The sequence below is a fragment of the Allobosea sp. OK403 genome, from assembly GCF_900113835.1.
Classification (GTDB): Bacteria; Pseudomonadota; Alphaproteobacteria; order Rhizobiales; family Beijerinckiaceae; genus Allobosea.
On record NZ_FOQV01000007.1, the window covers coordinates 103,597 to 120,233 of the forward strand.

Below are 16,637 nucleotides of genomic sequence, written 5' to 3' on the forward strand. Positions count from 1 at the left end.
TCCGGTGAGAAGCCGAGCCGGCGCAGAAGCCTATGCCGTCGATGGCGGTCGAATCGGCAGATTCTATCCGGCCTGCGGCCGCGATCAGTATCCGAATGAGGGCGCTGCAAGCCTAACCTAGGGGGAAGGTTGCAAGATCGGCCAACCAAAAGATCGGCCAACCATGAGCGACCCGCCAGACGAAGCGGGAGCGCGTGGCCAAGCGGTCGAACTGATCTGGATCGGGCCGGGGTGCGCGTCGCGCCGGTTCGGATTGTCTCCCGCCTTCGGCAAAACAAAGAACAGAGGGGTTTCTCGATGACCAAGCATTCCAACGAGACGGGCAGATCGGCTTTCCCGATGCCTGCCTTGCATCGCCGCGAAGTTCTCGCGCTCGGCGCGGGCGGCCTGCTCGCCGCCTCCGGCTTCAGTGCCCGCGCCCAGACCAAGGCCGCTCCGCCGCCGCCAGCCAAGCCGACCGGACAGGTCGTCGTCGGCCTGTCGCAGGAGCCGACCGCCTTCAACCCGCTGATGCCCGGCATCGAGGTCGACGAGACCGTCTGGATGCAGGTCTTCAACACGATGTGGCTGGCCGATCCGCAGGGCAATCTGATGCCCGACCTCGCGGTCGAGATCCCCAGCGAGGCGAATGGCGGCATCTCGGATGGCGGTCTGGCCTGGAAGGTCAAGCTGCGTCCCGGCGTCACCTGGCATGACGGCACGCCCTTCACCGCCGAGGACGTGAAATACACCCTCGAACTGATCAATGCGCCGGGCTTCAAGAGCCGTACCCGCGTCGGCCATGCCCTGGTCAAGGACATCAAGGTCACCGGGCCCCTGGAGATCGCCTGGCGCATGGAAAAGGCCTATGCGCCTTATCTCGCGCTGCTCTCCAACACCTATATCGTGCCCAAGCATTTGCTGGAGAAGGCGGCCGATCCCAATACGGCCCCCTTCAACGGCGCGCCTGTCGGCACCGGCCCGTTCAAATGGGGCACGCGCCAGCCGGGCGACAACATCACCCTGGTCGCCAATGAGAAGTACCACGGCAAGGGGCCCTATCTGGAGAAGGCCGTCCTCAAATACGTGCCCGACCAGACCGCGCTCTACGCCCAGTTTCGCACCGGCCAGGTCGATCTGATCATCGGCACCGGCATCCCCGCGAATTTCTACGAGGAAGCCAAGAAGCTGCCGGGCCGCAAGGTCGTGATGATCCCGAACGCCTCGCTCGAGATCCTGATGCCGAACCTCGAGAACCCGGTCCTGGCCGAGAAGGCGGTGCGCCAGGCGCTCTATGCCTCGATCAATAAGCAGGCGATCATCGACATCATCTACTACGGCACCCACAAGCCGACCGAATCCTTCGCGCCGCAGGAATCCTGGGCCTACAACCCGAACCTGCCGAAGCAGCAATACGACCTCGCCAAGGCCAACAAGATCCTCGACGAGGCCGGCTGGAAGCGCTCGGGCTCGGGCGTGCGCATGAAGAACGGTGTGCCGCTCGAATTTGCGGTCTCGACCACGACTGGTGCCGCGCTGCGCGAGCAGTGCCAGCAATTGATGATGCAGGACTGGCAGCAGGTCGGCGTCAAGATGACGATCAACAACATGCCGGCGGCCGTGATCTGGGGCGATTTCTACACCCGCTCGAAATTCCAGTCGCTTCTGGTCGGCACCGCCTTCCGCACCGTGATCGATCCCGATCCGGCCTCGCGCTTCGCGTCTGATGCGATCCCGGCCAAGAACGGCAGCGGCGCCAACCAGATGCAGTGGCAGAACGCCGAGGTCGACAAGCTGCTCAAGGCCGGCCAGGAGACCTTCGACCAGGCCAAGCGCAAGGAGATCTACTGGAAGCTGCAGGAGGTCGCCCGCGAGGAGCTGCCGATCCTGCCGATCTTCCAGTACGCTCCGATCGAGGGCTACAAGGAAGGCCTCATTGGCTTCGAGCCCAACATCAATGCCCGCCAGAACACCTGGAACATGGGCGTCTGGTACTGGGCGCGCTGAGACCATGACGCGCTCCGCCCGGAACCACGCACCATGAGCACGTTCCTCGTGCAAAGGCTGATGCAGGCGCTGGTCCTGCTGCTCATCGTCTCGATGATCGGCTTCGCCATCCTACATCTGGCTCCGGGCGGGCCGCTCTCGCAATTCGCGGCGAGCGGCGAGATGACCCAGGCCGATCTCGACCGCATCGCCGAGCAGCTCGGCCTCAACCGGCCCTTGCCGGTGCAATATCTCGAATGGCTCTGGCGCATGCTGCGTGGCGATTGGGGCCTGTCCTATCGCGACCAGCAGCCGGTGCTCCACATCATCGCCTCCCATATCGGGGCGACACTGGAATTGATGCTGACCTCGACGCTGCTCGCCATGCTGCTCGGCGCCTGGATCGGTATTCTGGGCGCGATCAAGCGCTATTCGCTGTTCGACAGCCTGGCGACGATCGGCGCGATGATCGCACTCTCGATCCCGACCTTCTGGTTCGGCCTGGTCGTGATCTACGTCTTCTCGGTCGGGCTCGGCTGGCTGCCTTCGGGCAATCGCTACACCATCGGTGACGGCTCCTTCCTCAACCAGATCCACCATCTGATCGGGCCCTGCATCGTGCTGGCCCTGGTCTCGACCGCGGTCTGGAGCCGCTATATGCGCTCGTCGATGCTGGAGGTGGTCAACCAGGACTATATCCGCACCGCCCGCGCCAAGGGGCTGCCCGAACGCAGCGTCCTGCTGCGCCACGCCTTCCGCAACGCGCTCCTGCCGATGATCACCATCACCGGCCTGCATGTGCCGACCCTGCTCAGCGGGGCGCTGGTGACGGAGACCGTCTTCACCTGGCCGGGCATGGGCCGGCTCTTCCTCGATTCGATCAGCTATCGCGACTATCCCGTCGTGATGGGCATCCTGATGTTCACCGCCGTGCTCGTCCTGCTCGGCAGCCTGATCGCGGATCTGCTCTACGGCATTGCCGATCCCCGCATCGCGAGGAACGGCTGATGAGCAACTCCGAACTGATCAGCACCGCGGAGCCCAGGCTGGCCCCGCCGCCGAGCTTCTGGAACAGCCCGGGCTTCCGCCGCTTCCGCCGCCACAAGCTTGCGGTCTTCGGCGCGACGGCGATCGTCGTGATGACGCTCGCCTGCATCATCGGGCCGATGCTGCTGCCCTATAACGACACCTTCATCGACATCCGCCAGCGCTTCGCGCCGCCCTTCTCCGGGCCGCATGTGCTGGGTACCGACCCACTGGGGCGCGACATCCTCGCGCGCCTGCTGATGGCGGGCCGCATCTCGCTCGCGGTCGGCTTCTCCGCGATGGTGATCAGCATGGCGATCGGCATCTGCGTCGGCATGGTTGCCGGCTTCTATGAAGGCGTGATCGGCGCCACGCTGATGCGCTTCGTCGACGCGATGCTGTGCTTTCCCTCGATCTTCCTGCTGCTTGCCATCTCGGCGCTGATCTCACCCTCGGTTCCCTCGATCGTGATGCTGATCGCGATGACCTCCTGGATGGAGGTGGCGCGCGTCGTCGAGGCCCAGATGCGCTCGCTGCGCACGCGCGATTTTGCCGTGGCCGCCGTCTCGATGGGGTCCAGCAATGCGCGCATCATGTTTCGCGAATTGCTGCCGAACGCGGTCGCGCCGATCGTCGTGGCTGCGACGCTGAACGTCGCCCATGCGATCCTGGCGGAAAGCTACATCTCCTTCCTGGGCTACGGCATCCAGCCGCCGACGCCGAGCTGGGGCAACATGCTGGAGGGCGCGCAGAGCTACCTCACCAGCGCGCCCTGGCTCGCGATCTTGCCGGGAGCCGCGATCACGCTCGCCGTCACCAGCTTCAACTTCGTCGGCGACGGCTTGCGCGATGCGCTCGATCCGCGCCTGGATTTGCCATGACGCGACCTGCCATGAGCGGCAGCATTGCGGCGCTTTGGCGCTATCCGGTCAGTTCGATGGCGGGCGAGCGGCTGGAGGTCGCCCCGCTCGACGCGTCCGGCGTCGTCGGCGATCGGCTCTGGGGCGTCGTCGATGCGTCCAGCGAGCGCATCGCCTCGCCCGGCCGCGAGAAGCATTTCATCGAAGTTCCCCGCGGCTATGCCCGCTGGACGGCTCTGGATGGCGCTGCTATCTCGGCTGACGGCACCTCCTGGGCAAAGCCGGATGATGCGGAGGTCATCGAGAGGCTGTCCTTACTCTTCGGCTTCCCAGCGCAGCTGAAGCCGTTCGTCCGGCGCGGGCAGGAGGGCTTTCGGCCTCGCTACGAGCATGCGCCGATCCATCTCCTGAGCACCGCTGCGATGCGAAGCCTGGAGCGCGAGATGCCGGGAAGCATCGTCGACGAGCGCCGCTTCCGGCCCAACATCGTCGTCGATTGGCCCGACGATCAGGAGCCGATTCCGGAGAATGGCTGGCTCGGCCGCGAAATCCGCATCGGCGATGTCGTCCTGAAGGGAAGCATCCCCTGTGGGCGCTGCGGCTTCATCACCATCGCGCAGGACGGCATCCCGCTCGATGTCGAGCTGCTGCGCACGGTGGTGAAGCGTCACAACCGCAATTTCGGAATCTACTGCGACGTCCTGGTCCCCGGCGAGATCAAGCCCGGTGATGCCGTGACGGTTGCTCCTGTCAGCGCCTGAAGGCGCCACGTTCCCAAGGGCAGCTAATCATGAGCCGTATCGTCATCATCGGGGCCGGCATCGTTGGCCTGTCGGTTGCTCGCGCTGCCCTCAAGCGTGGCCATGAGGTCATTGTCCTGGAGCAGGGGCCCGCGCCCAACCCGCGGGCGGCCTCCTTCGATAACCACCGCATGATCCGCTATCCCTATGGTTCGGCCGCTGGCTACACGCGCATGGTCACCGAGGCTTTTTTGGCCTGGGACCGGCTCTGGTCGGATCTTGGTACGGTGCATTTCGAGAATACAGGCGCGATCGCGATCTCGTTGGAGGCCGGCGACTACGCGCAGAAGACCCTCGACACTTTCAAAGCTGTCGGGCTGCCCCATGAGGTGCTCTCCCGCGACGGTGTCGAGGCCCTCTGTCCCCATCTGAGCTTGCCCGCTCATGCCTGGGGCGTGGTCTCCTTCCCCGGCGGGCCGCTCTTCGCCGGCCGTATCGTGACCGAGCTGGCGCAATGGGTGCGCGACCATGGCGGGATCATCGAGCATGATTGCCGCGTCGCGCGGGTCGATCTGGAGGCAGGCATCGCTGTCCGCGCCGACGGCTCGGAGGTCGCTGGCGATCTGCTTCTGGTCGCGGCCGGGGCCTGGCTGCCGGAGCTGCTGCCGGAGCGTTATGGCAAGGCCTCGGTCTATCGGCAGGGGCTCTGCTATGTCGAGCCGCCGGCACAGTACGAGCAAAGCTGGCGTGACGCCCCGGCGATCGCGGCGATCGGCGACCACACCGGCTATACGCTGCCCGATCGTCGCGGCGCCGGCCTCAAGATCGGCTATTCCGCGCATCGCCGCTTGGCGCGCCCCGAGACGGACGGCTTCGGCTCAGATCTGGAGAGCGAGAGCCGTGCTATTCTCGGCGCTTTCAAGCCTTATCTTCGCGATTTCGAGGCTTACAGGCCGACGCGCATCCAGGTTGGCTATTACGTGCTCGACGCCACGCGGCGCTTCGAGGTTGCGCAGACCGGGCGCGGCCTCGTCGTCACCAACTGCGACGGCCAGATGTTCAAATTCGGCCCGCTCCTCGGCGAGCGCATCCTGGGCATGTTCGCGGGCGAAGAGAGCGCAAACGATCTCGCCCATTGGGCGGCGGGGTATTGAACGGCCTCGGGAATGCGGCCCTCTCCTCAGAGGCTGGCCGATAACGATGCCGCCGTTTTCAAAAGCTTGAAAATTGGGGAAAAACGCGCCGTCATCCCGGACAAGCGGCGAAGCCGCGCCGATCCGGGATCCATTCCGGAGCACTTGCGAGTGAGGTTCCGGAATGGATCCCGGGTCTCCTTGCAGTCGCCCGGGATGACGGCGCGTTTCGGGACAAAATTCCAACGGACCGAAATCGTTGCTGACGTTTTCGGCCCGCCCCATCAGGGTGAAGGCACGCAATTGATCAATCGAGGCGGGGCCTACTCCGCCGCGAGCGCGATCTCCGGCACCTGCGGATAATCGCGCCGGACGCTGCCGAAGGCGCTCGTGACGTCGGCTTGCGAGCCGGCCTCGCGCATCGCCGCAAAGATCTTCGTCTTGGTGAAGAAGCGCCAATGCACCGGCAGGGCCGCGAGCAGGCGAGTCAGGGCCGCGTAGTTCCCGTCGTGCCAGACGCGCTCGAAGGCGTCTCGCTCCGGGCCGAAATGGAAATGTCCGCCATGCGCGTTCTGCTTCATCTCGGCCCTGAGTGCCGCCGTCGCCTCGGCATCGACCGCTCCGTCCCGGATCGCGACGCCATAGCGGTCTTTCGCCGCCGCCACGCTGACATAGCCGCGTGCGACGTCGAGCAGCACGCGCTCGGGTTCGCGCTCCAGCGGTGACCCACGGCCGCCGCCGCCCGGCGAATGGATATGGATGATGTCGCCGGGCTCGGTGACGGCGATGTCGGTGTTGCCGAGCACGCGCTCATTGGCGGCGCCGGGGTTGATGATGAAGTTCGAGGGCTCGGCCGAAAGCCCGCCCAGCGTGCCCCAGGGCCGGAAGATCGAGCGGTCGCGGTTGCGCGCGGTGATGCGGGTGTTGGGCGCGAAGACCTTAAACTCCATCACGGTCGCAAGCCCGCCGCGCCAGCGTCCGGCGCCACCGGAATCGGGCAGCAGGCCATAGCGGACGAACTGGATCGGCACCTCCGTCTCGGTGATCTCGATCGGCGTGTTCTTGAGATAGGCGGCGTCGGCGCCCGAGCCGTTGGGGCCATCGCGATGCGGCATGCCACCGCCGCCGCCGACCACCGGATTGATCGCGGCGATGATGCTGCGATGCGTCTTTTCGTCGGTCGTCATCACATTGACGATCGAGCTCGAGCCCGCCGGCGCGGCCGGCATGCGCTCGGGGATGGCGAGGCTGAAGGCGCCGAAGATCAGGCTGCGCACCCGTCCGCAGGTCAGGCTGCGCATGCCCACCGCCGCCGGGAAGGACGGGTTCAGCACCGTGCCCTCGGGCGCGATGCAGGTGAAGGGGCGCGTCAGGCCGGAATTGAGCAGGAGCTGTGGGTTGAGCGTGTAGAGCACGTAATAGACGCCCACGAGCAACAAGGTGTGGCGCGGGTCGCTGCCGGTGGGAACATTGAGCGAGGAGCCGAGCTGCGGGTCGGAGCCGGTGAAATCGAGCACCGCCTCATCACCCTTGATCGTCATCGTCAGCGCGAGCCGGCAGGGATTGCCGTCAACGCTGTCCTCATCGGCATAGTCGGAGAAGAAGTACTCGCCATCGGGGATCGAGCGCAGGATCTCGCGGGCCTGGTGCTCGGCATAGTCCATCAGCCCGTCGAGCCCCTCCATGAAGCCCTTGGCGCCGAATTTCGCGATCATCGCCTGGATCTTGCGCTCGCCAGTGTTGAGCGCGCCGGCCAGCGCCTTGAGGTCGCCCATGTTGAGGTCGGGCTTGCGCACATTCATCATCATGATGCGCAGCACCTTCTCGTCGAAGACGCCATCGCGCATCAATGTCATCGGCGGGAAACGGATGCCCTCCTGGTGGATCTCGGTCAGCGAGCGCGACAGGCTGGCGGGCACCGCGCCGCCCATATCGGTGTTGTGGACATGGCCGCCGACGAAACAGACGATCTCTCCCTCATGGAAGATCGGCTTCCAGAGATGCGTGTCGGGGGCGTGCGTCGCGAGATAGCCGCTATAGGGATCGTTGGTGAAGGCGATGTCGCCCGGCCGGTATTCGTCAACGAGGTCGATGGCGCGGTTGTAGTTCATGCCCGGATACCAGGTCGCGCCCAGATCCATCGGCACGGCGACGACGCGGCCGGTCTTGTCCATCACCATCACGGTGAAGTCCTCGGTCTCCTTGACGAAGGTCGAGTGCGCCGTGCGGTAGAGCGTGTAGGCCATGTTCTCGGCCGCGGCCCGACAATGGTTCGCCAGAACCTGCAATGTCACCTTGTCGACCATGCTCAAGCCTCCGTCCGCAAGGTGAGGTGAAGGTTCAGCCAGCCATCGACATGGGCCTCGAAGCCGGCGGGAATGCAGATGGTGGTGTCGTCCTGCGCCACGATGGCGGGGCCGGAAAAGCGGTGCCCATGGCGCAGTGCGTTGCGGTGATAGAGCGCAACCTCCTGGCTTGCCCCGTCGAGCCAGACCGGAATCATCCGTTCAGCTGCGACGGTCCCGGGTGCGGCCTCCGGTACGGCGGTGAGACCTGGCCGCTCGGTCGTGCCGCTGACGACGAGGCGCAGATTGACGATCTGGACCTCGCCGGCCTCGTCGTTGAAATCGTAGATCGCCAGATGCTGGCGGTGGAAGGCGGCGTCGATCGCGGCGATGTCGCCCTCCGCCAGCCAGGCCTCGCAGAGCGGCACCTCGATCTCGAAGGACTGGCCGTGATAGCGCATATCGGCCGAGAGGGTCTCGATGACCTGGCCGGTGAAGCCTTGCTCGTCCCTGATCCAGATCGAGCCGTCGGCCTTGAGCCGGGCAAGCGCTTCCCTGAGACGCGGCAAGGATTCGGCCGCGGAGGGCGCGAAGATCGTCTGGATGAAGTCGCCCTTCACATCGGCGATCAGGCCGCCGAGCGCGCTGACCACGCCCGGTCGTTGCGGCACCATCACATGCGGGATGCCGAGCTCTCGTGCCAGGAAGCAGCCCAGCATCGGGCCGGCGCCGCCAAACGGCATCAGCGTGAATTCGCGCAGATCGACGCCGTAGCGCGCGACGAGCTTGTTGACCTCGACGAACATCTCCGAGACCGCGACCGCAATGATCGCCTCCGCCGTCGCTTGCGAGGCGAGGCCCAAGAGCCCGGCGAGTTCGCCGATGACGGCCTCGGCGCGGTCGCGCCGCATGCCGATCTGGTCATAAGCGATCGGCGTATGGCCGAGGAAACCGCAACTGGCCATCGCGTCGGTGACGGTCGCGCGCGTGCCGCCGCGGCCATAGCAGGCCGGGCCCGGCGTCGAGCCGGCGCTTTCCGGCCCGACCTTGAGCACGCCGAAGGCGTCGGCCCAGGCGATCGAGCCGCCGCCGCTACCGATGGATGTGACGGAGACGCTGGGCACGAAGAGCGGGAAGTCGCCGACGGTCTCGCCGGTGCCGAATTGCGGCTTGCCGTCGATGATCAAGGCGAGGTCGGCGCTGGTGCCGCCGATATCGAGCGTCAGCACATTGGCGATGCCGGCCTGCTCGGCGAGATAAGCCGCGCCGATGACGCCCGACGCCGTGCCCGAGAGCAGCATGTTGACGCAGGCGCGCTTGCCGGTCTGCGCATTCATCAGCCCGCCATTGGATTTGGTCAGCATCGGCCCGGCGGGCACGCCGCGCGAGGCGAGAGCTGCCTCGAGCGCGCCGAGATAGCCCGCGACGCGCGGATGGACATAGCCGTTCAGGATCGCGGTCGTGCTGCGCTCATATTCGCGGATCACCGGCCAGACCTCGCTGGAGGTGAAGACGAAGAGTTCCGGCGCAAGCTCCGCGATCAGCGCCTTGGCCTGCGCCTCATGAGCGGGATTGCGATAGGCGTGCAGGAAGGAGATGACGACCCCGTCCACGCCCTTGCTACGGATCGTCGCGATGACATCGGCCAGCGCCGCGCGGTCGAGCTCCTCGGCGATCGCGCCATTGGCGAGCTGGCGCTGCCTGACGCCATGGATCAGGTCGCGCGGGATCAATTGCTCGGGCCTGGCGCAGAACAGCGAATACATCTCCGGCATGCGCAGCCGGGCGAGCTCGATCACGTCCTCGAAGCCGGCGGTGGTGATCAGAGCGAGCCGGCTGCCCTTGCGCTGAATGATGGTGTTGATGCCGACCGTGGTGCCGTGGACGAAGGAGATGACCTCCTCGGGCGCCACGCCATGGCGCTCCTGCAGGAGGCTCAAGCCGTCGAGCAGCTCCTTGCCGGGCTCGTTCGGCGTGGTCAGGACCTTGATGGTCTCGAACCGGTTGGTGCCGGTCTCCATTGCGCAGAAATCGATGAAGGTGCCGCCGATGTCGACGCCGATACGCCAGCTCATGAATCCGCCCGCTCGCGAGAATGCAATTGGCAATCTGAGGCCAGGAGGCGGCCCCGTCCAAGAGCAAAATGCGACAGGCGGATAAGCCTGGCTTATGGAATCAGGGTTCGTGCCGTTCGAGGCCGAGGCTTTTGCAGGCACTGCGCAGATGGGCCCGCAGCAATTCGTGGTTGCGCGAAAGCGGCCGGCGCGAACTCGTCAGCAGGCAAAGCGGCAAGGCGACATTCGGCCGGAAGGGGCGGGTCACCAGTCCCGGAAAGCTGTGCCAGGGCAAAAGCCCGTCGACGATCGCAATGCCCAGCCCCTGCTGCACGAAGGCAAGCGCGATGATCGAGACGTCGATTTCCATCTCCGGCTGGAAGCTGACGCCCTCGCGCCCCAGCGCGGCCCGCAGCAACTGCCCGGGAAGGGATTCGGCGCGGTAGGAGATGAGTGTCTCGCCACGCAGATCGGCCGGGCCGATCGCCTCGCGGGAGGCGAGAGGGTGGGCCGAGGGCAAGACGCAGACGATCCGGGTGTGGCCGATGATCTCCGTGTCGATCAGAGGGAACGATTGATCGGTCATCGCGATGCCGAGGCCGGCCTGGCCGCGATCCAGCATCGCTACGATCACCTCGGCCGGCACGACATAGGACAGGATGCGGATATCGGCATGGGCCGCCCGGAAATGGCGCAAGGCTTCCGGCACCAGCGCAAGCGAGGGCGGCGCGGAGGCTGCGAGCCGCACCACGCCGGATTTACCCTGGCGCAGGTCGCCGGCACGCTGCCTCAGCCCTTCCAAATCGCTGAAGAGCCGGTCGACTTCCGGGTAGAGTTCTTCCGCCTCCGGCGTCGGGATCAATCGGCCCTTGACCCGTAGGAACAGCTTGAAGCCGAGCTCGTCCTCGGTGTGCAGCAGGATCTGGCTCAAGGCTGGCTGCGAGACGTTGAGCGCCTCGGCCGCGCTGGTCAGCGTGCCGCAGCGCATCACCATGCGAAAGACTTCGAGTTGCCGCGCGCGCATCCGCCTCATTCCATAATGGGGCCTTATAGCATGAGCCTTGCGCCGGGATTGGATGAATCGATCGTGCGGGAGCCTCCAAGAGTGATTAGCCTGCGAAGGCTCCAGGGCGAATCGGGGCGGTCATCGACACGGAAAGGCTGATCCCGACATGCGGCTTGGCGTCATCGCGGATGTTCACGGTAACCTCCCGGCCCTGGAGGCGGTGATGGAGCGGCTCGCCGGCCTGGAGCTCGATGCGGTCGTCAATCTCGGCGATTGCGCGTCGAGCCCGCTCTGGCCGGCCGAGTCCGTCGCGCTGCTACGCAAGAGCGGTTTTCACCATGTTCGGGGCAATCACGACCGGGTGCTCGGCGCGCCCAGCCCCGCAGGGCTTGGCCTCTCCGACGCCTATGCCTGGTCGCAGCTCGATCAGGAGGCGCGGGATTGGCTGGTCGCGCTGCCCTTCAGCCTGTCCGTTGCGGGCGCATTGTGCATCCACGCCAGCCCGCAGGACGACAACACCTATCTGCTCGAGAGCGTCGTGGCGGGCCGCCTGCTGCCGGCATCCCTGGAGGAGGTCGAGGGCAGGCTGGAGGGGAACGCTTCGCGACTGATCCTATGCGCCCACAGCCATCTGCCGCGTCTGCTGCGGCTGGGGGGCGGCGCCACTATCGTCAATCCCGGCAGTGTCGGCTGCCCGGCCTATGATGATCCCGACGCGCCCGCCCATGTCTCGGAAAGCGGCTCGCCCCATGCCCGTTTCGCGCTTGTGACCGTGGAGGGTGACAGGGTCGAAGTCGCGTTCCAGGCGATTGCCTATGACTGGGACGCAGCCGCCCGCCGCGCACGGGCGAATGGCCGCGAGGAATGGGCGCAGGCCCTGCTCAAGGGCTGGATGAGCTAAGGCGCTCGGCCACGTCATTCGCCGGCCCCACATGCCGACGGGGCTTGCCATCCCCATGATTGGGGCATATACCCGCATCATGAAGGTTGATTGTTATTGCACCGTCCTAAGATCCGCCACCCGGCGGATGGCGGCGTTCTATGACGAGGCGATGGCGCCCTTGGGCATCAACATCGCCCAGTTCAGCTTGCTGCGCTCGATCGCGCGTCTGGAGCCCGTCATCCTGACCGAGCTCGGCCGGCGGATGGAGCTCGATCGTTCGACGATCGGGCGCAATGTCCGTGTGCTCGAGCGGATGGATCTGGTGAAGCTCGGCAGCGGCAAGGATCGGCGCGAGGCGACGGTGACGCTGGCCGAGGCAGGGCGTCGGGTTCTGCAGGAGGCCGCGCCGCTTTGGGAGGCGGCGCAAGCGGCCCTCGAAGCGCGGATGGGTGCCAAGGCCACGCAGGACTTACGCGAGATCCTGAATCGGATCTGATTTTCTCGACAATTTGCGGGTAGATACCCACAACAGGAGACTGCCATGGCGTCCTTCGCCGATAGTTTGACCCGGACCTCGGCGCTCGCGAAGCTGCTGGCACGACGCGGAATCCATTATGGCTGGGTCGTCGCCGCCGTGACCTTTCTGACCATGTTGGTGACGGCCGGCGCGGTTGGCGCTCCCGGCGTGTTGATTACCCCGCTGCAGCGCGAATTCGGCTGGGCGACCTCCGACATCTCCTCGGCCCTGGCGGTTCGCCTGATGCTGTTTGGTTTGATGGGTCCATTTGCGGCAGCCTTCATGAACCGCTTCGGCTTGCGCAGGGTCGCGAGCGTTGCGCTTACGCTGATCGGCAGCGGCATCCTCGGCTCCTTCTTCATGACGCAGCTTTGGCACCTCGTGCTGCTCTGGGGCATCGTCGTCGGGCTTGGCACCGGGCTCACCGCCATGGTGCTCGGCGCGACGGTCGCGACGCGCTGGTTCTCGCATCGGCGGGGCCTCGTGCTCGGCCTGTTGACGGCGAGCACGGCGACGGGCCAGCTCGTCTTCCTGCCATTGCTCGCGAGCCTGACCGAGCAGGTCGGCTGGCGCAGCGCGCTCGTCTTCGTCCTGGCCATGCTGGTCGTCGCGGTCGTCGCCGTGCTCGCCTTGATGCGCGATCGCCCCTCCGATATCGGGCTCGCCCCCTATGGCGCCGACGCAATCGTGCCGGCCCCGGCTCAGGCTACGAGTTTCGGCGCCATGCTGATGTCGCCGCTGGTGGCGCTCAGGGACGCTTCGCGCACGCACACCTTCTGGGTTCTGTTCGGCACCTTCTTCGTCTGCGGGGCCAGCACCAATGGTCTCGTCCAGACCCATTTCGTCTCGCTATGCGGGGACTACGGCATGGCGGCGGTGACGGCGGCCGGCGTGCTCGCGATGATCGGCATCTTCGATTTCATCGGCACGGTCGGTTCTGGCTGGCTTTCGGACCGCTTCGACAGCCGCTGGCTGCTGTTCTGGTATTACGGCCTGCGCGGGCTTTCGCTGCTCTATCTGCCCTTCACCGATTTCTCCTTCTACGGTTTGTCGCTCTTTGCCGTCTTCTATGGGTTGGACTGGGTCGCGACCGTGCCGCCGACGATCAAGATCGCGGCCGACCGCTTCGGCGAGAAGTCCAATCTGGTCTTCGGCTGGATTTTTGCCGGGCACCAGATCGGTGCGGCCTTCGCCGCCTATGGCGCCGGCTTCAGCCGGACGGTCTATCAGAGCTATCTGCCGGCCTTCTTCATCGCCGGTGCGCTTTGCCTGTTTGCTGCCGCCTTCGTGGTGACGCTGCGGGGCACGGCGATGCCGCGCCTGAAGCCCGTCGCGGCCTGATGTCATCAAACCTGTCGCAGGAGCCAGCCCATGACGAGCCTCCCCTATCGTACCGCGCTGATCGTCGGGGCCGGCCCCGGCATCAGCGCCTCGCTCGCCCGCAAGCTGTCGGCCAATGGCGTGCAGGTCGCGCTGGCCGCGCGCAATGTCGAGAAGCTTGCGCCTTTGGCGACGCAGACCGGCGCTTCGGTCTTCGCGGCCGACGCTTCGGACCCAGCCGGCGTTGCGCGGCTTTTCAACGAGGTCGAGGCCGGGCTCGGTGAGCCCGATGTCGTGATCTACAATGCCAGCATGGCCGTGCGCGGGCCGCTTGCCGAGCTTGACCCCGCGACGGTGGCGCAATCGCTGTCGGTCAATGCCCTGGGCGCCTTCCTGGTCGTGCAGCAGGCGGCGCGGCGGATGCTGCCGCGGGAGCGGGGGGCGATCCTGCTCACCGGCGCCACGGCCGGGATCAAGGGCTTTGCCCGCTCCGCTCCTTTCGCCATGGGCAAGTTCGCGCTGCGCGGCCTTGCCCAGAGCGCAGCGCGCGAGCTTGGGCCGAAAGGCATCCATGTCGCGCATTTCGTCATCGATGGCGGCGTGCGCAGCGCCAGGCGGCCGGATACGTCCGATAATACACTCGACCCGGATGCCATCGCGCAGAGCTATCTCGATGTGCTGCGCCAGCCGAGGAACGCCTGGACGATGGAGGTCGATCTCAGGCCATGGGCCGAGACCTTCTGAGGCCGGATCGTTTTTCCGCGACCCGTTCCGTCATTGCGAGCGCAGCGAAGCAATCCAGGAGCCGTCGAGCGAGCCCTTCTGGATTGCTTCGCTGCGCTCGCAATGACGGTCGAGCCGAACGGGAAAACGCTCTAACCTGCCGCGCGGGCCTCGCTATGCGGCAGGCTGGATTTGCGCTGGATCAGGTCGTTCTTGCCGAAAAGCTCGGCCAGCCAGTCGACGAAGACGCGCACCTTGTTGCTGAGGTGGCGGTTCGGCGGATAGACGATGTGCAGGGGCTTCGGTGCCGAGCACCAGCTCGAGAGCAATGGCACGAGCCGCCCAGCCGTAACATGCTCTTGCACCATGAAGCTCGGTGCCTGGATGACGCCGAGCCCCGCCACCGCCGAGGCGACATAGCCGGCGCCTTCGTTGAGCGAAACGATATAGCGCCCCCGGACCTCGATACTCTCCTTGGCGTCGACATAGGTGAAGGGCACGGTGCGGCTGGTGCCGGCGCTGCGGTAGCCGACGATGTAGTGGTCGGCTTCGAGCTCGCTGGGATGGCGTGGCGTGCCGTGGCGGGCGATGTAGTCGGGCGCGGCGCAGGTGATCAGGTACATCTCTCCGATGCGTCGTGCGATCAGGCTCTGATCCTGGATCTCGCCGGCACGGATGGCGCAGTCGAGATTTTCGGCGACGAGGTCTGCCGGGCGGTCGCTCAGGCCGAGATCGAGCTGGATCTCCGGATAGCGCGCATGGAAGCCGGGCAGTGCGGGTATCAGCACTGCCATCGCCAGCGAGGTGCTGCAATCCACGCGCAACCGCCCGCTCGGCCGAGCCTGCGACAGCGCCATGCTGGAATCGAGCTCGTCGATTTCGCTCAGCACGCGCAGGGCGCGCTCGTAATAGGCGGCTCCGTCCATCGTCACGGTCACGCGCCGGGTCGTGCGGTTGAGCAGCTTGGCGCGCAGATGCGCCTCCAGCTGCTGGATCTGCTTCGTCACGGTGGGCTTGGGCATATCGAGCAGATCGGCGGCGCGCGTGAAGGTGCCGGCTTCGACGACCCGGACGAAGGCGCGCATGGCGTTGAGCTGGTCCATCCCATTCTCCCAGGCCGCTCAGTCATTGTTTCTCTGTGGAAATAATGAATGAGCAGATTTGCCATTTATTGCTCCACGAGCATCACTTAAATCACGCTGCACTGCAACACCAATCGGCGACCCCAATCGGCAACCCCATGTCCGTCTCGCTCCTTCCGCAACCTCGTACCCGGCGCGCCGTCTTCTGGCGGCAGGAGACGATTGCGGCTGCGCAGGGCTCGCTCGCTGCCAGGCTCTATGCCCCGGCCGAGATCGAGCCCGAGGCCGGGCTGGTCCTGCATCTCCATGGCGGTTCCTTCAGCAGCGGTTCGCTGGCGGAAGGCGAGGCCGTCGCGACAGCGCTGGCCGAGGCCGGGGGTGTCGTTATGTCGATCGATTATCCGCTGGCTCCAGGCCACCGCTTTCCCGAAGCGCTCGAGACCGCCTATGCCGCGCTCCAGACGCTCGCCAAGGGCCGTGCCCGCTGGGCCTCGAAACATGCGCCGCTCTATGTGGCGGGTGAGGAGGCCGGCGGCAACCTTGCCGCTGCGCTTGCCCTGATGGCGCGCGACCGCCGCGGCCCGGAGCTGGCCGGCCAGATCCTGTTCTCGCCGATGCTCGATGCCTGCCTCGGCACCTACTCGTTGCGGGCGGCCGAGGCCGGTCCGGTTGGTTGCCGCTGGGCTGATGGCTGGGCCGATTATCTCGGCACGCCGGACAAGGCGGCCCATCCCTATGCCGCCCCGCTCAACGCCTCGCGGCTGGCGGGCCTGGCGCCGGCGCTCCTGATCTCGTCGCAGGACGATCCGCTGCGGGATGAAGCCGCGCATTATGCAGCGCGGTTGCAGGAAGCGGGTGTGACGGTCCGCCACCATGTGCAGACTGGCCCGACGCAATGGCCGGATGCCTATGCCGGCGCTCCCCAGGAAGGCTCCTGCCTCTGTCTGGCATGCAACCATGTCACTGAATTCTATGCCCTGACCGCGCCACCCTAGGCGCGCTGCCGGCCGCAATTCTCAATTTTTATCTCTTGGAAGGAATGG

General features: G+C 66.0%; 14 protein-coding genes. 10 read left to right on the forward strand and 4 right to left on the reverse strand.

Annotated elements, in window-relative coordinates:
- Positions 1 to 297: 297 nt before the first annotated feature.
- From BMZ97_RS21360 to BMZ97_RS21380, 5 genes are read left to right on the forward strand one after another with little or no spacing between them, the layout of a single operon-like run.
- Positions 298 to 1,986 (forward strand): peptide ABC transporter substrate-binding protein, encoded by a 1,689-nt coding sequence (locus BMZ97_RS21360; protein WP_092174359.1) that lies wholly within the window; start codon positions 298 to 300, stop codon positions 1,984 to 1,986.
- A 33-nt stretch (positions 1,987 to 2,019) separates the two neighbouring features.
- Complete coding sequence (locus BMZ97_RS21365; protein WP_092174361.1) at positions 2,020 to 2,973, forward strand: ABC transporter permease; 954 nt, start codon at positions 2,020 to 2,022, stop codon at positions 2,971 to 2,973.
- A complete protein-coding gene (locus tag BMZ97_RS21370; RefSeq protein WP_092174364.1) occupies positions 2,973 to 3,872 on the forward strand; it encodes an ABC transporter permease in 900 nt (299 codons plus the stop codon). Before BMZ97_RS21365 ends, BMZ97_RS21370 begins: the two co-directional genes overlap by 1 nt.
- The gene (locus tag BMZ97_RS21375) at positions 3,869 to 4,612 is read left to right on the forward strand and encodes an MOSC domain-containing protein (RefSeq protein WP_092174367.1); all 744 of its coding nucleotides are present in this window, start codon (positions 3,869 to 3,871) and stop codon (positions 4,610 to 4,612) included. The genes BMZ97_RS21370 and BMZ97_RS21375 overlap by 4 nt, the downstream gene beginning before the upstream one ends.
- Positions 4,613 to 4,641: 29 nt before the next feature.
- Positions 4,642 to 5,745, forward strand: coding sequence for an NAD(P)/FAD-dependent oxidoreductase (locus BMZ97_RS21380; RefSeq protein ID WP_092174370.1), 1,104 nt, complete (start codon positions 4,642 to 4,644; stop codon positions 5,743 to 5,745).
- 302 nt (positions 5,746 to 6,047) lie between these two features.
- On the opposite strand, the gene BMZ97_RS21390 is transcribed toward BMZ97_RS21380, so the two are convergent.
- The 3 genes from BMZ97_RS21390 to BMZ97_RS21400 all read right to left on the reverse strand — a co-directional run bounded on the left by BMZ97_RS21390 (position 6,048) and on the right by BMZ97_RS21400 (position 11,087).
- Positions 6,048 to 8,030, reverse strand: coding sequence for a hydantoinase B/oxoprolinase family protein (locus tag BMZ97_RS21390; protein WP_092174376.1), 1,983 nt, complete (start codon positions 8,028 to 8,030; stop codon positions 6,048 to 6,050).
- A gap of 2 nt (positions 8,031 to 8,032) precedes the next feature.
- Complete coding sequence (locus BMZ97_RS21395; protein WP_092174379.1) at positions 8,033 to 10,084, reverse strand: hydantoinase/oxoprolinase family protein; 2,052 nt, start codon at positions 10,082 to 10,084, stop codon at positions 8,033 to 8,035.
- A gap of 100 nt (positions 10,085 to 10,184) precedes the next feature.
- Positions 10,185 to 11,087 carry a LysR family transcriptional regulator gene (locus BMZ97_RS21400; RefSeq protein WP_092174382.1) on the reverse strand — a complete coding sequence of 301 codons (903 nt, stop codon included), beginning with the start codon at positions 11,085 to 11,087 and terminating at the stop codon, positions 10,185 to 10,187.
- Between the two features lie 148 nt (positions 11,088 to 11,235).
- Here BMZ97_RS21400 and BMZ97_RS21405 point away from each other — a divergent pair, with 148 nt between their 5' ends.
- The 4 genes from BMZ97_RS21405 to BMZ97_RS21420 all read left to right on the forward strand — a co-directional run bounded on the left by BMZ97_RS21405 (position 11,236) and on the right by BMZ97_RS21420 (position 14,533).
- Positions 11,236 to 11,970 carry a metallophosphoesterase family protein gene (locus BMZ97_RS21405; RefSeq protein WP_092174385.1) on the forward strand — a complete coding sequence of 245 codons (735 nt, stop codon included), beginning with the start codon at positions 11,236 to 11,238 and terminating at the stop codon, positions 11,968 to 11,970.
- A gap of 127 nt (positions 11,971 to 12,097) precedes the next feature.
- Positions 12,098 to 12,448, forward strand: coding sequence for a MarR family winged helix-turn-helix transcriptional regulator (locus tag BMZ97_RS21410; RefSeq protein WP_244546529.1), 351 nt, complete (start codon positions 12,098 to 12,100; stop codon positions 12,446 to 12,448).
- A 45-nt stretch (positions 12,449 to 12,493) separates the two neighbouring features.
- Positions 12,494 to 13,810: an MFS transporter gene (locus BMZ97_RS21415; protein WP_092174387.1), complete on the forward strand. Its 1,317-nt coding sequence runs from the start codon at positions 12,494 to 12,496 to the stop codon at positions 13,808 to 13,810.
- 30 nt (positions 13,811 to 13,840) lie between these two features.
- The gene (locus BMZ97_RS21420; RefSeq protein WP_092174390.1) at positions 13,841 to 14,533 is read left to right on the forward strand and encodes an SDR family NAD(P)-dependent oxidoreductase; all 693 of its coding nucleotides are present in this window, start codon (positions 13,841 to 13,843) and stop codon (positions 14,531 to 14,533) included.
- 131 nt (positions 14,534 to 14,664) lie between these two features.
- Here BMZ97_RS21420 and BMZ97_RS21425 read toward each other — a convergent pair whose 3' ends face one another.
- The gene (locus tag BMZ97_RS21425) at positions 14,665 to 15,615 is read right to left on the reverse strand and encodes a LysR family transcriptional regulator (protein ID WP_092174392.1); all 951 of its coding nucleotides are present in this window, start codon (positions 15,613 to 15,615) and stop codon (positions 14,665 to 14,667) included.
- A 137-nt stretch (positions 15,616 to 15,752) separates the two neighbouring features.
- On the opposite strand from BMZ97_RS21425, the gene BMZ97_RS21430 reads away from it, so the two are divergent.
- A complete protein-coding gene (locus BMZ97_RS21430; protein ID WP_092174395.1) occupies positions 15,753 to 16,589 on the forward strand; it encodes an alpha/beta hydrolase in 837 nt (278 codons plus the stop codon).
- The last annotated feature ends 48 nt before the right edge of the window (positions 16,590 to 16,637 follow it).

Excerpts from the sequence above, each read along its gene's own strand:
- BMZ97_RS21380 (WP_092174370.1), top strand. The coding sequence starts at position 4,642 with ATGAGCCGTATCGTCATCATCGGGGCCGGCATCGTTGGCCTGTCGGTT.
- BMZ97_RS21395 (WP_092174379.1), bottom strand. The coding sequence starts at position 10,084 with ATGAGCTGGCGTATCGGCGTCGACATCGGCGGCACCTTCATCGATTTC.
- BMZ97_RS21370 (WP_092174364.1), top strand. The coding sequence starts at position 2,973 with ATGAGCAACTCCGAACTGATCAGCACCGCGGAGCCCAGGCTGGCCCCG.
- BMZ97_RS21400 (WP_092174382.1), bottom strand. The coding sequence starts at position 11,087 with ATGCGCGCGCGGCAACTCGAAGTCTTTCGCATGGTGATGCGCTGCGGC.
- BMZ97_RS21390 (WP_092174376.1), bottom strand. The coding sequence starts at position 8,030 with ATGGTCGACAAGGTGACATTGCAGGTTCTGGCGAACCATTGTCGGGCC.
- BMZ97_RS21405 (WP_092174385.1), top strand. The coding sequence starts at position 11,236 with ATGCGGCTTGGCGTCATCGCGGATGTTCACGGTAACCTCCCGGCCCTG.
- BMZ97_RS21375 (WP_092174367.1), top strand. The coding sequence starts at position 3,869 with ATGACGCGACCTGCCATGAGCGGCAGCATTGCGGCGCTTTGGCGCTAT.
- BMZ97_RS21420 (WP_092174390.1), top strand. The coding sequence starts at position 13,841 with ATGACGAGCCTCCCCTATCGTACCGCGCTGATCGTCGGGGCCGGCCCC.
- BMZ97_RS21425 (WP_092174392.1), bottom strand. The coding sequence starts at position 15,615 with ATGGACCAGCTCAACGCCATGCGCGCCTTCGTCCGGGTCGTCGAAGCC.
- BMZ97_RS21430 (WP_092174395.1), top strand. The coding sequence starts at position 15,753 with ATGTCCGTCTCGCTCCTTCCGCAACCTCGTACCCGGCGCGCCGTCTTC.
- BMZ97_RS21360 (WP_092174359.1), top strand. The coding sequence starts at position 298 with ATGACCAAGCATTCCAACGAGACGGGCAGATCGGCTTTCCCGATGCCT.
- BMZ97_RS21415 (WP_092174387.1), top strand. The coding sequence starts at position 12,494 with ATGGCGTCCTTCGCCGATAGTTTGACCCGGACCTCGGCGCTCGCGAAG.
- BMZ97_RS21365 (WP_092174361.1), top strand. The coding sequence starts at position 2,020 with ATGAGCACGTTCCTCGTGCAAAGGCTGATGCAGGCGCTGGTCCTGCTG.
- BMZ97_RS21410 (WP_244546529.1), top strand. The coding sequence starts at position 12,098 with ATGGCGGCGTTCTATGACGAGGCGATGGCGCCCTTGGGCATCAACATC.